The sequence below is a fragment of the Nostoc sp. CCY 9925 genome (assembly GCF_963920935.1).
Taxonomy (GTDB): Bacteria; Cyanobacteriota; Cyanobacteriia; order Cyanobacteriales; family Nostocaceae; genus Nostoc.
The window spans coordinates 37,601-51,540 of record NZ_CAWUDO010000063.1 but is presented as its reverse complement, the minus strand read 5'-3'; the positions used below and the strand labels follow the sequence as shown (position 1 = coordinate 51,540).

The following is a 13,940-nucleotide window of genomic DNA, read 5'->3' as shown; positions in this document are numbered from 1 at the left end:
TGCCTCCTGCCTCCTGCCTTGTCATAACGATAATTTTCAACACCGACCTACTTACACTGGCTCAAGAGATTTTTTATAGGCAGACTCAATAATGTTCAGTAAATTTGGAATATCAAATGGTTTACTGACAAAATAGGAAATGCCTAGAGATGAGGATAACTCCTCTAGATATCCATAAGCCGTAACCAATACAATTGTTAAACTAATTCCTCGTGTTTGAAGGTGCTGATATACTTCAGTTCCTGTGAATTCAGGCATCCTGTGATCTAAAATCAATAAATCTGGTTGTTCCTGAAACACGTTTTCTAAAGCTTCTTTGCCATCTTTTGCTTGCTTTACCTCCCAACCTTCTTGTTCAAGTAAAAAAGCAAGTAAAGCTCGATTATCGTTGTCATCATCTGCAATAAGTACTGTACGCCTGACTAAATTTTTAGATTTCATAGGCCATTTTTTCCTATTGGTATGGTAAAAATATACGAAGTTACATCTGATTGAGAAATATTTAATCCTGGAATTGAATGAAAACTAACTTGTACTAATTCAGAATGCAGTATTGTAACTAGTTCTACTTCTACTATTCCGCCTTTATTGGCGCTTTCAAAAGCATACAAAAAATAACTCAGCATCTGACGTGAAAGGCTTTTTAAATCAGCAAATATCATAACTGGCTCTGAAAAATGCATGACAACTTCAACCTTCCGAATTGCAGCTTCCGTTGATAGAAGATCGACTAAATCTTGCACAACATCAGTGAGGATCAAAACTTGGGGTATACCGCGCTCTAAAGATGCTAAATCACGCCAAACTTTAGCACGACGACGAAATATCTGAATTGATTTCTCTGCTTGTTGAAGCAATTGCATCGCATAATCTACAGTATTAACAGCTACCATTCGAGAGATGATTTCAAGTTGTAACCGTGTTGTTTGATGCGCTTGGATAATATCCTGACGCAGATTTTCTAACGGCTGATAGTCATCGGGATTTGATGCTAGTACATGACGAACATCTTTTTCGAGGCTAGTTACCAAAAATTCTGCTTCAATACCGTGGGAAGCACACAGTAATATCTCTTTGAGGCGCTGTCCTGCATCTGGATTGCGTACTGAAATACTAAAGACTCCGACAATTTCCCCTTTATCATTACGCAGAGGAGTTCCCTGACAAGTAAATGGGTAAAACCCATCAATAAAATGCTCTGCTGCTACGATTTCCGTGTAATTTTCTTCAGCTAGTGTTGTACCAATACCATTAGCACCAGCTACGGCTTCTGATAGTAGTGTTCCTGGTAGAGGAAATGGTTCTGGTCCGTCTATAGTTTGCTCATCGCCAATTACATCCAGCAGGATAGCTTCATGATTGCTTAACATTACTGTGTGACGTTCCCGCCCAGCTGCCTGTGATAGTATTCGGAAGTAAGGACGAACTGCATTGATCAAATAACTGTGTTTTTCTAACAAACGTTCTGTATCTAAACTTGATAGGCTTTCTGCTTGTAGAGTGTGGGGATTAGCTCCTTGCAGGTGGGACCTTTCCCAAGCACGATAGATATCTGCACGTAACAGATCGGGTGGTATTGCGCCTATACTTCTATATATGCGCCCTGCTTCTAATACATTACTCACTTGAGAAGACATGGCTCTAACTACTCTTAGCAGTAGATTGATTTTAATTTTCTAGACTTTAATCTCAGTTAGCCAGGAAAGAAGCTAGTATTTTAGTTTTATTTTTGTTTTAACTGGGTTTGAAAAAGAAATTTCAAAATTCTTGAGCTAATAAAAAGATATTGGGCTACACAAGATTACATAGGTCTTAAAGGAAAATGGTTCAGTAAAAATACGGAATTAATCCCTGAGTATTTAGAAAGTTACTGTACGTTATCAGATCGAATATTATACAAGTAAATTAACAGTGGCTGTGTTGATCCCTCAAAAATTGAGCAATAACGTACAGTGACCACTTAAAAAATCGAGCAATTATGTATAGCTAAATACAACCTACATATGCTGACGCACTTATTGGTTCTGTATAAGCTTGAATATTTTCAGGCTCAAATTGGCGTAACACATGAGTTGCCCGATGAGTAAGTTCTTCAGTACTTTTGACTATAATTAGATACTTACCCTCATTCAGCCGATTACGATAAGGTAAAGCATCTTCACTTCCTTTAGTTAAACCTACACTTCCACCAACAAAATAAGCACCTAAAGCACCAGCAATGGCTCCCAAAAGTCCGCCAGTAATATGATTCCCAACTGTACCTACTGTCGGCAAGATTTCGATACCAGTTAAAGAATTGAAAACATAACCTGCAACAAATCCAAAGAGTACCAGCCAGTAAAATGAGCCTTTTAGTCCTCTTTTAGCTTGTTGATTCGGGTCAATTAATTTATATTCATCAGCACTTTTATAGCCACTACCTAAAACGTCAATTTGGTTATCTGGTATACCTTTTTCTAGCAACGCAGAATAAGCGGCTTCGGCTTGTATTCGGTTTGCTAAAACTGCAACAACGTAATTCATAAAGTACCTCAACTTATATCAATTCAATTAATGATTGAACACATCCTTGGGTAAGATGTGATGAATCGTAGGATGAAGACGCGATGAATCGCTACAAAATGGTCTATTTGTCGCATTCTTTTTGAAATTTGTATTATTTACCAATTTAAATCTATTGAGGGTTGTAAAAGCAGTCATGCTACTTCTAAAAAACAGACTTTTTTTACCTGAATTTAGCTCTGTCTTACAGCAGATTTCATCTCAATGAGGTATACAAGAGCACCCAGGATGTCTTCTACACAAGATTGATCGTATTAAGATGTATACTTCATTTAGTTGCAAAGTAGTGGAACTCAAAATTTTGCTTAATAACTAAGAAAAAATCATTATTGACTGCAAAATTGAACAGTGTTTTAATGGGCGATCGCTCTACTTTGATGTTTTAGCTGTATTTAACTCAATGCCAGCTAATATATTCTCCAACTTCCTGGTAGTCTAAACCTTCTCTCTTAGATTAGGTTACCCATATTTTAGCAATCACAAGAGATAAAAAACCAAAGTCAGATGATTAATGAAGAGTAAGGAAAAAAGATAATTATTTTATCATTTCCTAAAAATCTAACTTTTGGTAAATGCCTAAAAGCGAGTGAGATATTAGTAGTTTTTAATTACTAAATGCGAGTAGGGTGGGCACTGTTACCCACCCCAAAACTCTAACTTGCTACAGCCTCAGTGGCTGTTGCGGCTGAGTAAACACTAACTTTTTTACGGGTTTTGCCCTTTCTCTCAAAGGTTACTACACCGTCGATTAAGGCAAACAGAGTGTCATCGCTACCAATACCTACATTGTTACCAGGGTGAAATTTGGTGCCGCGCTGACGCACGAGAATATTTCCTGCACGTACAGTTTGACCACCATAGCGCTTGACACCCAGACGTTGGGCGTTAGAGTCACGACCGTTGCGTGTACTACCTGTTCCTTTCTTATGAGCCATGATTTCCTTTTATGTATCTACTTCTGTTTTCTTTCTTTATTATTCTGCAACGGTTTCAGCTTCCTGAGCAGGAGCGTCATCTACAACAGTGTTTTCATTCGTTACTGCTTGGGCAGCAAACACAGTACCGTTAAGAGTGATGGAGTCAATGAAAAGCCTGGTAACTTCTTGGCGATGTCCGCGCTTTTTGCGCGTTTTCTTTTTCGGCTTCATTTTGTATACCAGGACTTTACGATCTCTGAAATTTCGTAGTACAGTCCCTTCTACAGTCGCACCTGACACACGTGGCTGTCCAATGGTGACTTCGCCATCGTTCTGCACCAATAATACTGAATCTATTGTAACTTTTTCATCTGGTTGGGCTGTCAGCAGCTCAATGTCGTAAAACCGCCCTGGCTCTACTTTTATTTGTTTGCCGCCAGTTTCAATAATTGCGTAGGTCATGGAATTGTCCTTGAAGATGCCGTACAGGTAGCTGGTTTCGATCTTGTTTAGATATGGTTTTGCCAGCTTTTGCAATGTGTCTACCTGTTCCGAGCAGGAATTAGACAGACAATCTATGATTATATTCTATTAAAAGGTTTTCAGTCAATTGAAAAAAATGACTCTGAAATTCAGAGTCACTATAAAAATTGCAGTTGAAAACTCTTTCAACTTTCACAATATGCTGGTGTGTAAGTGTGAAAGTTTATTTTTTATCAGCCTCAGCGATTGGTACCCATTCAGTGTGGAAGGTTCCGGGCTTATCAAGACGCAGGTAAGTGTGTGCGCCGAAGTAGTCGCGTTGTGCTTGAGTGAGGTTTTGGGGTAGGCGATCGCGGCGATAGCTGTCAAAATAATCCAAGGATGCGCTAAATGCAGGTACTGGAATTCCCAGTGTTGCAGCTGTCGCAATCACTTCCCGCCAAGCAGTCTGTCTGTCGAGAATTGTCTGCTTAAATTCGGGAGCTAACAGCAAGTTAGGCAAAGTTGGATTTTCGCTAAAAGCCTTCTTAATCTTATTCAAAAAGCGAGCGCGAATAATACAACCACCTTTCCAAATCCGCGCCATTTCGCCCAGATTCAAATTCCAGTTATATGTTTTTGAAGCTGTGGATAGCAATGCCATCCCTTGAGCATAAGAACAGATTTTTGAGCAATAGAGAGCATCGCGTACTTTGTTGATAAAGTCCTTGGTTTGCCCGCTATACTTGCCACTAGGGCCTGTGAGGACTTTAGATGCTGCTACCCGTTCTTCTTTGATAGAAGATATAATCCGGGCATTCACAGCTGCTGTGATTGTGGGAATCGAGACTCCCAATTCCAATGCAGTCTGCACAGTCCAACGTCCAGTTCCCTTTTGACCTGCTGCGTCAACAATCAAATCCACCAGGGGTAGATTTGTTTCTGGGTCAATGTAAGGGAAGATATTCTTGGTAATTTCAATCAAAAATGAATCGAGTTCATCGGTGGTGTTCCATTCAGCAAACACTTCATGTAGCTGGTTATGGTCTAGCCCACCGACATTTTTTAGCAAGTCGTAGGCTTCAGCAATTAGCTGCATATCGCCATACTCAATGCCATTGTGTACCATTTTTACATAGTGACCAGAACCACCAGGGCCAATGTAGGTTACACAAGGGCCATCATCAACTTGGGCAGCAATTTTGTTGAAAATTGGTGATAGATACTCGTAAGAACTGGTTGTACCTCCGGGCATTAGTGAAGGGCCGTTTAGCGCTCCTTCTTCTCCACCACTGACGCCCATACCAAGATACCGCAGTCCAGCAGGTTCTAATTCTTGAGTGCGTCGTTCTGTATCTTCAAACCAAGAGTTGCCACCGTCAATAATGATATCGCCTTCGTCTAGCAAGGGTTTGAGTTGAGCAATCACCGCATCCACTGGCTTACCAGCTTGCACCATGACAAGGATTTTGCGGGGACGTTCCAATGAGGCGACAAATTCTTCTAGGGTAAAAGCGGCTTTGACGTTCCGTCCTGGCGCACGCTGCGCCATAAAGGCATCCGTTTTTTCTCGGGAGCGGTTGTAAACTGCAATTGGGAAGCCATTACGTTCCACGTTTAGAGCGATATTCTCGCCCATAACGGCTAGTCCAATCACACCAAAGCTTTGTAGTGTCATAAATTTGTTTGGCTAACTCTTGCAGATCCTTTCATCTTTTAGGGTAGTCCGAGATTTTCGCCGATCTCCTAAAGAAGACCTTAAGAGTTGATCTCAACGACAAAAATCCACAACTAACACAGATAATTAATTTTAAGTTGTATCTAAATCAACCATTGGCTTGTATTTATATAGATTGGGGACTAGGGAGTGGGGAGATGGGGAGATGGGGAGATGAGGAGATGGGGAGATGGGAGAGAATTACACCTCACCACCCCACCACCCCACCACCCCACACTCCAAATGCCCAATGCCCCATACCCCATGCCCAATCCCTAGTTAAAGGAGTAACCAAATAATGCTGGCATATGTCCTAGCTTTAGTGGTCGGTCTTGGTAGTTTAGCCATTTACATATCAGCTTTCTTTTTTCCAGAAATCCACCGCAAGAATGATTTTATTTGGAGTGGTGTAGGGCTGTTCTACGCCTTAGTCTTGTGGGTGTTTGCACCGCGCATTACTGGGGGTTTGCTGCTTGGTCATGTGGCTAGTGTCGCTCTTTTGGTCTGGTTTGGCTGGCAAACTCTTTCGTTACGTCGGCAACTAACACCACAGGCACAACAAACCCAAGTACCTAGTGCTGAGACGGTGAAAACTGGCATTCAGCAACAGGTGAATAAATTGTCCCTTCAGGAACGCCTAGCTCAGTTGCAACAGGATATTGGTAGCACCTTGAGTGGCGTCAAAGGCAAGGTGCAACAAACTGTGGGTCAAAAGACACCCACAACGACCAAACCTGAAGACATTACCTCTGTATTGGCTGAGAAACCTGCTGTTGAGATTATAGACAAAACTACTGCCACGCCAGAACAACCAGTAGAGGAGGCGATCGCAACTACTGACACCGAAGCAAAAACCGAGAGTGTACCAGAAGCGATTCCACCAAATCCACCTTCCTGGGAATTGGTGGAAGCAGCCCAACCAGATACCGAAACTGAGAATAAAGAACGAATTCCTGTGGAAGAAATTGCTCCAGATGCATCTCTGGCTCCTCCAGCCGAAACACCACCGGATGCAACGCCACCAAATAATTAGGCTAGTTAAATTTAGTAAAACCCAACGTTATATTTAATTTAATGTTGGGTTTCACTTAATTCTGCTATCGAGCGAACAACATGAAAAAAGCGATCGCTCTGGTTATTATGGCGTAAACAAACCACTGAAACTACTGCTGTTAGCTTCTGAGGAAAATCAGGTAAAAATACTATAATTTGCTAAAAGCGTAACTTAATCCTACTCCTGAAACGCAAAATGGCAGAAGTATCGCTCAAAGTATTCTGTTCCTACTCTCATAAAGACGAATCTCTACGAGACGAACTAGCTAATCATCTGAGTGCTTTCACACACCAAGGTGTAATTTCAATTTGGCATGATCGCAATATATCAGCTGGCGAGGAGTGGAATGACGAGATTAAGACAAATTTGAAAACAGCTGACATCATTCTCTTGCTTATTAGTTCAGACTTTATTGCTTCCAAATACTGCTGGACTGTTGAAGTTCAAACAGCAATAGAACGCCATGAAGCTGGAGACGCCTGTGTTATTCCGGTTATTCTGCGAAGCATTTATTGGAAATCTACACCATTTGCTAAACTTCAATCACTACCCAAAAATGCCGAACCTGTGACATCTTGGGCTGATCGAGATGCTGCATTTACTAATGTAGCTGAAGGATTTTGGAATGCGGCTGAGAAATTGATCGAGGCACGTAAACAAAAATTCAGGCAGCAAGAAGAAATCGGGAGTCTGCAAAACCTAAAAGAACGAGAAGAAGCTGAGAGAGTGCGACAAGAGCATCAATTTACTAGTAATAACCTGTCTTCAGAGAAGGATGTTGACTATACGCGATTGCACGATTTACTTAAAGCTGAAAAATGGAAACAAGCGGATGAAGAAACTCTGGCAGTTATGCTCAAAGCATCTGGCAGAGAACGAGAAGGCTCGCTTGATTTTAAATCTTTTGAAAACTTTCCCTGCGCTGACTTACGCACCATTGACCAACTATGGGTAAAATATAGCAATGGGCACTTTGGGTTTAGCGTGCAAAAGCGTATTTGGGAAAGGGAAAGAAAAGACTACGAAAAGTTTGGCGAATACGTCGGTTGGCTTAAGTATGAGATAGTTGGAGAAAAAGAGAATGTGAATAAATTGCTAGAACTGCTAGGATTCAAGGAAGAAACCGTAACCAGAACCCAGCAGCGTTGGCTTAACTACTCAGAATTCAGATTTAACACAAGTAGTCCCAAAGGACACCTTCCTTATAAAGGATGGGGTATAGGTGATTATTCGGGGTTAGGGGTAGTTTGCTTCTCTATTTTTGCGCCCAAGCTCATAGAGTGTAACTTATAAGGCTGACACAAAGTTGTGAATATTAACAAATAAGTTATTGAGAAATTCTTGCGGTCTCAAAATGGGAATTGCGTTAAATTCTCTCAGCACCAATAAATATAAATAGCCAGTTACAATAACTTCGGCGTTAGTTGCTACAGAAGTTTCCAAAATTACAGGCATCATATTACTATATTGACAAATTACTCAGAGAATTTCTATTAACAGAATTGAACGCAACTAACACCAAGTTTGCACAACCCGACCTTGCAATTGTTGTCCTAGCCAAGGTGTATTTTGTGAAACTGTATGTAGATTTTTTCTTTCAACTTTCCACGTTTCCTGGGGGTCAAATAAAGTTAATTCTGCTGATTGATGAGGGCTAATTGCATTGATTTTCTGCCCCAAACATTTTGCTGGATTACTACTCAATGCCCCCCATAATTCTAAAGCTGTAAATTCCCCAGTTTCCACAAGATATTGCCATAGCAAAGGCAATGCTAACTCGAAACCGATCGCTCCAGCTGGCGCCTCAGCAAAAGCCTGGACTTTCTCTTCGTAGGTGTAGGGTGCATGGTCGATCGCGATCGCATCTATAACCCCTCCTCTCACCCCCGCACGCAACGCCGCTACATCACTAGCATTGCCTAAAGGCGGGTCTAAATGCAAGCTAGTATTATAACTCTTAATTGCTTTTGTGTCAAGTAAAAGATGCATCCAAGTAGTGCTGGCGGTGATGGGTAAACCAGCAGCCTTGGCTCTTGCGATTAATTCCACGCTGCGGGCTGTGGAGACGCGCATGATATGTACTGGCGTGCCGATCGCTGCAACTAATTCAAGCATTGCAGCGATCGCACTTGTTTCTGCACTGGCGGGTACTGGCGGTAAACCTAAGCGCAGGGCTTGGGCACCTTCTCTGATTACACCATTTGCAGCTAATTGGCGATCGCAAGGCCAAAATGCAACTGGTTTACCCAACGGCTGAAGATACTCTAACACTCGCTGCACCAGCGCTAAATTTTCCAAAGGCTTACCATCTGTAAAACCAACAACCCCAGCCGACGCTAAATCTGCCAATTCCGTCATTTGCTTCCCAGCAACATCGAGGGTAACCGCACCCCAGATATGAAGTAGAGGGAGAGGAGGAGATGCGGGGATGGTATTAATAATTTCTCTGACTCCCCGCGTCCCCGTGTCTCCGTGTCCTACCCTCTTCTGCAACTGTGCCACAAGCGCAGGATTATCAATAGCTGGGGATGTATCAGGTAATACGCTAACTCTAGTAAAGCCGCCAGCAGCAGCAGCTTGCAAAAGAGACACCAGAGTTTCCCGTTCTTCAAACCCTGGTTCGCCGGAATGGCTATATAAATCTACTAACCCAGAACCAAGAACTAATCCCTGGCAATCTCTGATGTCAGTATCAGAACTGATATCAGAAATGCACGAAGCCATTGCTTGGATATAACCATCAGCAATCAGCACATCAAATAGTTCATCGGTTTGGGAAACTGGGTCAATTACCCGTACTTGTTGCAGCAGTTCAATCATAAAAGTTTTTAATTATGAGTTAGGAGTTATGAGTTAAAGTTTTTTGCTCTTTGCTCATTACTTCTAACTTTATTCCTAACTCCTAACTCTTCACTCCTAAATCCTCACTCTTGTACAGACGCGATTAATCGCGTCTCCCCTACAATGCCCCTGCTGCTGTTTTATCTAATACGCCTCCACCCAAGTGAGTGGTGATGTTCATTGCTTGCAGTACTGGTAAACCATCTAGTCCAGAAGGATAATCAATCACACTAACGGCACCATTCCCCTGACGAAAGTTCCAGAAGTTTTCTAAGGGTAAACCGAGAATGTGACAAAGCAATGTTTTATTCGTAGCATCGTGGGCTACTACTAAGAGGGTTTTCAGTTGATTAGCTAATGCTGTTTGCACAATTGATTCCCAAGCTGCAACGCTACGTTCCCATACCTGTTGCAGATTTTCTCCTTCAGGCATTTGGACTTCGGTTGGGACTAACCGCCAGCGCTGTAGCTCTCCGGGAAATTCTAGTTCTATTTCTGTTTCTAATTTTCCTTCCCAAAGTCCGTGACTAATTTCTCTTAAACCATTTTGTAATTCCAACTCAACGTTAGAATGCTGTTTTAAAATAATTTCTGCTGTTTCTTTAGGACGTAGCATTGGACTACTGACAGCATAATCGATCGCTATTCCTTGGAGAAATTCACCTGCTTTTTGCGACTGTTGTCTACCGTTATCGTTGAGGGGGACATCAATTTGCCCTTGAAACCTGGTTTGGCGATTCCACTCTGTTTCCCCATGACGCACCAGCAGTAACCGTACTCCTTGATGATCTGGTCGTAATGAGGGTAAAGCTTCCCCGGTGTGTTGCGTCTGGTTCAAAGACTCTAGCTGGACTGGTTCCCCCAATCCCCCAGCAAAATTTAGTACGCTGATACCACAGTTAGATTGCTGTATTGAATGGTAACGACTTGGAGGAATTCCTAATGCTGTGCTAATCAGGGCGCGGTTAATACCGTTATGTCCGACAATCAGAATGGTTTCGCCTTGATGCTGGGACAAAATTTCTTGCCAAAACTGCCGCGCTTGTTCGTATAAAGCCAGAACTGGAAAATGTTCTCTTGTCCCTTGGGCATCATTCAGCAGCATTCGCAATTGGTCGGGGCGTTCGTGCCAAGTGCGGTAGTCTTCGGCTAACTGCTGCTTGACTTCGGCTGTGAGCATTCCTTCCCATAAAGGCAAATCAATTTCTAGCAGCAAATCAGAAGCTTGCACTACGGCAGACTGTTCAGCATGAGAAGCTAACTCACTATGAATAATATCTGCTGTCTGTTTCGCCCGTTGCAGGGGACTGCTGTAAATCGCATTAAATGAAATATTACTGAGGGCTTTGCCTAGTTTACTGGCATCGTTACGACCTTTGTCGGTTAATTTTGACGCATCAGTGCGCCCTTGAATACGCCGCTCGGTGTTATAACCGCTTTGACCGTGGCGCACTATGATGACTTTTAAACTCTTACTTTTCAATACTTTCAGCCCTCACTTTCTAAAAAATGCTCATATAATGCTCATTTACCCTATTTTCAGTATTTGAGTACGAATAATTGGTATATTTTCATACCCAGCATTGATGCTCAACTGATGCTCAACAGTGAGAGCGTAAAATCTTTTCTATCCTATATTCCCATAATCTTTACTATTACTTCAAGGACTAACGCTAACAAGGGTTTATGCCCTGTTCTGTAACTACCAGTCTTACGGATAGATGGAATAACCTCTGATGTTAACCACTTCTTGAAGCGCTTAGCTTGTGGCTTGCGACTGGTGAGAGCGAGGGAATATAAACCTGACTCGTTTACACATAACATTTCTTGATTTCCACCAGGGGTACAAACATTCTTTGTATCCTTTTCATCGTCATCAAGTCTACTCAGCATCATACTAACGTCACTGTGTCCGAACACATCACAAATGTCTTTCGCTACCCACCAAGGGTTATCAGCCGTGCCAACAAAGCGTATTTCATGTGACTCAAAGTTGAAAACAGATAAGTTACTCATTTTTATTCAATTCCTGTGTGTATTGTTTTTAAGTGACATCTAGAAATGTCATTAAAAGTGACACTTAAATATGTCACTCAAAAACATAAGTGTGCCCGGTATTGCCGGGTTATCTATTGCAAATTATTGAGAATGAGCTTACGTACTAAGGATTGCAGCTTACAAAAAAAGCCTTAAAGACACAACAAAAGGCATACCTGTAAGCGATTATTGACAATACAAGCTAAGTTTCGCCCTGAAGTGCAGTCACAGTAAACGTTGTAGCTTTTTATTTTATTTTTGTGATATAAATAGTTGGCATTCTTTTATTTATATGACATAAATAGTATAAGGAAGTAGCAGCAAGGGATTCAGAGATTTAGCGATTCCATAGCGCTGTTAATGCCTAGTACACACATAAGAGCCGATTTTATGCCTAGAGGTGTTCCAAGTAGTGGCAAGAGAAGACCGGGTTCAGGTAGGAAGAAAAAATATGCCAGTGAGTTAGTACAAAAGTGGGTTCCTGACTCTATTGCTGACAAGTTAGACGACATTTATCAACTCTTGATCGACCTAGAGAAAGAGGTTGATACGTGGGAAAAGACTTGTGAAGAAAAGAGTACTTCACCACGTTATGAGCAAGCACGTAAGCTTGTTTCAACACTTAGAATTCTCCTAGACAAACTAGGGATTGATGCTACCAAAATTTACGCCGACAACCAAGAGAATATTCAGGAAGGTCAATTATGACAACTAAAGCTAAACGTGCATTAACTCAAGTAGCTGGCATCGAAGTAGAAGTATTTCAAATGCCTGATGGAAGTTACGTTATGAGTCAAAACCAAGCATCTAATGTTATTGGCTTGCAAGGGATTTATGCATTACGTTTTTTAGAGGAAAGCAACATCAAAGTCTTGCCAGACAAAGACTTTAAGGATTACAGGATTGCTATTGAAAGTAAAGCCGATAGTCGTGGCGGTAGAGGGCGGATAAAAGTAGTTCCCATATCGATAGCGTTTGACTTCTGGCTCGACCAGGCATTTAAAGGTAATGTCAAGGCTCAAGCACTCGTTAGAGCGTGTGGACAAGAAACACTACAACGTCGTTGCGACACTGCCTTTAATCAGTCCAAGAGTGAACAGCAGTATGAGCAACAATCGGTTATTAATAGGGACTCGTGGGAACAATCTAGAGAGTACTGTAGGGACGTGCATTCATCGTTTACTAATAGCTGTATCAGATGGAAGTTCAACGCTGCTATGGCGCACGATGCAATTACTATCGCTGTTTGTGGTAAGACGGCATCCGAACTAAGAGAGTTGGAGTTGATAAATGGTACTTCTGATATTGGTTTAAACCATGTAGCGAACAGAGAATTACTCGTCAAAATAGCTAAGGTTAAGTTTCAGTTTTCAAAGTATTGGAAAGGCGGAATATCTGAGCGTGTTACTAGAGCGCTTACTGATGTTGCCAAGTAACAAAATATCCCCTTAGTAACTGCAATCACCAAGAGGATATCAAATCTGATTAATACTTATGCCTAGCATATCACTGCTAGGCTTTTTTATGGGTAGGTATACCCTTGCGTAGAAACTGACATACACAGATGACATTAAAATATGTCATTTAAAATGTCATCAAAAGATGTCACTCACAAACAAGGTATTGATACGTTACTCATGCTTCCCTTTATTATTGAATGACATTTTTAAGTGACACTTCAAGTGACATAAAAATATGTCACCTAGTGATGTCACTTTTCACATACAGGTATACCTTGCACCAAAATACCCCAGGAAAGTGTTTTGCTGTATTAGGGTATCGTGGTGCAAGAGTTAAATGACTCTACCTATGAGCTTGCTAAGACATTTCTTAAAGGCTATCTAGGATGGACAGCAAGGCATGGTTAGATAGTTTACCTTGGACACCACCAAAATCCTAAAATCAGATGGCTTCATGGCGATTTACGAGGCAAGTTTTGAAAACGCCCACTTTTGCTGACCATGTGAACCGCTACAAACACGGTCTAGAAGAAAATATTATTCAGACAGGTTAACCTGTAGGAAAAAAACTTTCTGTTGCCTTGTCTTTGTGGCGGGTAGCTCGACAAGCGTTACACCTACTTTTAGTCACAGAGTAAACCCGATAATAATTACTTTCCCCGCTTCTCGTCTAACGCTTTTTGAATGGCATCTCTACAGAACTGTGCAGGGTTATCTTGTGCCTTAATCTCTTCTTTCATCCCTTCTGTACACCTAAAAGTAAAAGTAGTATTCAATTCTTGACTTGATGGATTATCAAAATTTTGAGGGTTACCTTTAGGGTTAGGCATTTGTGTAGAAACGTAAATGTAGCTTTATTTCGGCGTGTACATCGAAATACAATTTCAAAT

The 13,940-nt window shown here is 41.5% G+C and carries 16 protein-coding genes; 5 read left to right on the top strand and 11 right to left on the bottom strand.

The genetic code is table 11. The features are described 5' to 3' along the window. Positions 1–51: 51 nt before the first annotated feature. The 6 genes from ACM0OY_RS26305 to gndA all read right to left on the bottom strand — a co-directional run bounded on the left by ACM0OY_RS26305 (position 52) and on the right by gndA (position 5,619). Positions 52–441: a response regulator gene (locus ACM0OY_RS26305; RefSeq protein ID WP_414571769.1), complete on the bottom strand. Its 390-nt coding sequence runs from the start codon at positions 439–441 to the stop codon at positions 52–54. Further along, positions 438–1,637 carry a sigma-54-dependent Fis family transcriptional regulator gene (locus tag ACM0OY_RS26300; protein WP_414571768.1) on the bottom strand — a complete coding sequence of 400 codons (1,200 nt, stop codon included), beginning with the start codon at positions 1,635–1,637 and terminating at the stop codon, positions 438–440. The genes ACM0OY_RS26305 and ACM0OY_RS26300 overlap by 4 nt, the downstream gene beginning before the upstream one ends. 349 nt (positions 1,638–1,986) lie before the next feature. Beyond that, entirely contained in the window at positions 1,987–2,523 is a 537-nt protein-coding gene (locus ACM0OY_RS26295; protein WP_414571767.1) for a hypothetical protein, read from the bottom strand. A gap of 692 nt (positions 2,524–3,215) precedes the next feature. Continuing rightward, positions 3,216–3,497 (bottom strand): 50S ribosomal protein L27, encoded by a 282-nt coding sequence (gene rpmA / locus ACM0OY_RS26290; protein WP_414571766.1) that lies wholly within the window; start codon positions 3,495–3,497, stop codon positions 3,216–3,218. Positions 3,498–3,536: 39 nt separating this feature from the next. Beyond that, positions 3,537–3,941 (bottom strand): 50S ribosomal protein L21, encoded by a 405-nt coding sequence (gene rplU / locus ACM0OY_RS26285; RefSeq protein ID WP_414571765.1) that lies wholly within the window; start codon positions 3,939–3,941, stop codon positions 3,537–3,539. Positions 3,942–4,185: 244 nt separating this feature from the next. Continuing rightward, the gene (gndA, locus tag ACM0OY_RS26280) at positions 4,186–5,619 is read right to left on the bottom strand and encodes an NADP-dependent phosphogluconate dehydrogenase (RefSeq protein WP_414571764.1); all 1,434 of its coding nucleotides are present in this window, start codon (positions 5,617–5,619) and stop codon (positions 4,186–4,188) included. Positions 5,620–5,774: 155 nt separating this feature from the next. Between gndA and ACM0OY_RS26275 the strand changes: the two genes are divergently transcribed. From ACM0OY_RS26275 to ACM0OY_RS26265, 3 genes are all read left to right on the top strand, one after another. Beyond that, entirely contained in the window at positions 5,775–5,957 is a 183-nt protein-coding gene (locus tag ACM0OY_RS26275; RefSeq protein ID WP_414571763.1) for a hypothetical protein, read from the top strand. Further along, on the top strand, positions 5,957–6,691 hold the full coding sequence (locus ACM0OY_RS26270; protein WP_414571762.1) for a Ycf66 family protein: 735 nt from the start codon (positions 5,957–5,959) through the stop codon (positions 6,689–6,691). Before ACM0OY_RS26275 ends, ACM0OY_RS26270 begins: the two co-directional genes overlap by 1 nt. A 216-nt stretch (positions 6,692–6,907) precedes the next feature. Continuing rightward, the gene (locus ACM0OY_RS26265) at positions 6,908–8,005 is read left to right on the top strand and encodes a GUN4 domain-containing protein (RefSeq protein ID WP_414571761.1); all 1,098 of its coding nucleotides are present in this window, start codon (positions 6,908–6,910) and stop codon (positions 8,003–8,005) included. On the opposite strand, the gene ACM0OY_RS26260 is transcribed toward ACM0OY_RS26265, so the two are convergent. From ACM0OY_RS26260 to ACM0OY_RS26245, 4 genes are all read right to left on the bottom strand, one after another. Next, positions 8,000–8,170, bottom strand: a complete 171-nt coding sequence (locus ACM0OY_RS26260) for a hypothetical protein (RefSeq protein WP_414571760.1) — start codon at positions 8,168–8,170, stop codon at positions 8,000–8,002. The two genes, ACM0OY_RS26265 and ACM0OY_RS26260, sit on opposite strands and share 6 nt — an antisense overlap. A 54-nt stretch (positions 8,171–8,224) precedes the next feature. Beyond that, positions 8,225–9,532 carry a dihydroorotase gene (locus ACM0OY_RS26255; RefSeq protein WP_414571759.1) on the bottom strand — a complete coding sequence of 436 codons (1,308 nt, stop codon included), beginning with the start codon at positions 9,530–9,532 and terminating at the stop codon, positions 8,225–8,227. A gap of 139 nt (positions 9,533–9,671) precedes the next feature. After that, positions 9,672–11,036, bottom strand: a complete 1,365-nt coding sequence (locus ACM0OY_RS26250; protein ID WP_414571758.1) for a histidine phosphatase family protein — start codon at positions 11,034–11,036, stop codon at positions 9,672–9,674. A gap of 149 nt (positions 11,037–11,185) precedes the next feature. Next, complete coding sequence (locus tag ACM0OY_RS26245) at positions 11,186–11,569, bottom strand: Bro-N domain-containing protein (RefSeq protein WP_414571757.1); 384 nt, start codon at positions 11,567–11,569, stop codon at positions 11,186–11,188. A gap of 411 nt (positions 11,570–11,980) precedes the next feature. On the opposite strand from ACM0OY_RS26245, the gene ACM0OY_RS26240 reads away from it, so the two are divergent. Together ACM0OY_RS26240 and ACM0OY_RS26235 are read left to right on the top strand one after the other, a co-directional pair. Continuing rightward, positions 11,981–12,298: a hypothetical protein gene (locus tag ACM0OY_RS26240; protein ID WP_414571756.1), complete on the top strand. Its 318-nt coding sequence runs from the start codon at positions 11,981–11,983 to the stop codon at positions 12,296–12,298. Next, positions 12,295–13,026, top strand: coding sequence for a hypothetical protein (locus ACM0OY_RS26235; RefSeq protein ID WP_414571755.1), 732 nt, complete (start codon positions 12,295–12,297; stop codon positions 13,024–13,026). The genes ACM0OY_RS26240 and ACM0OY_RS26235 overlap by 4 nt, the downstream gene beginning before the upstream one ends. A gap of 674 nt (positions 13,027–13,700) precedes the next feature. On the opposite strand, the gene ACM0OY_RS26230 is transcribed toward ACM0OY_RS26235, so the two are convergent. Beyond that, entirely contained in the window at positions 13,701–13,880 is a 180-nt protein-coding gene (locus tag ACM0OY_RS26230; protein ID WP_414571754.1) for a hypothetical protein, read from the bottom strand. Between the last annotated feature and the right edge of the window lie 60 nt (positions 13,881–13,940).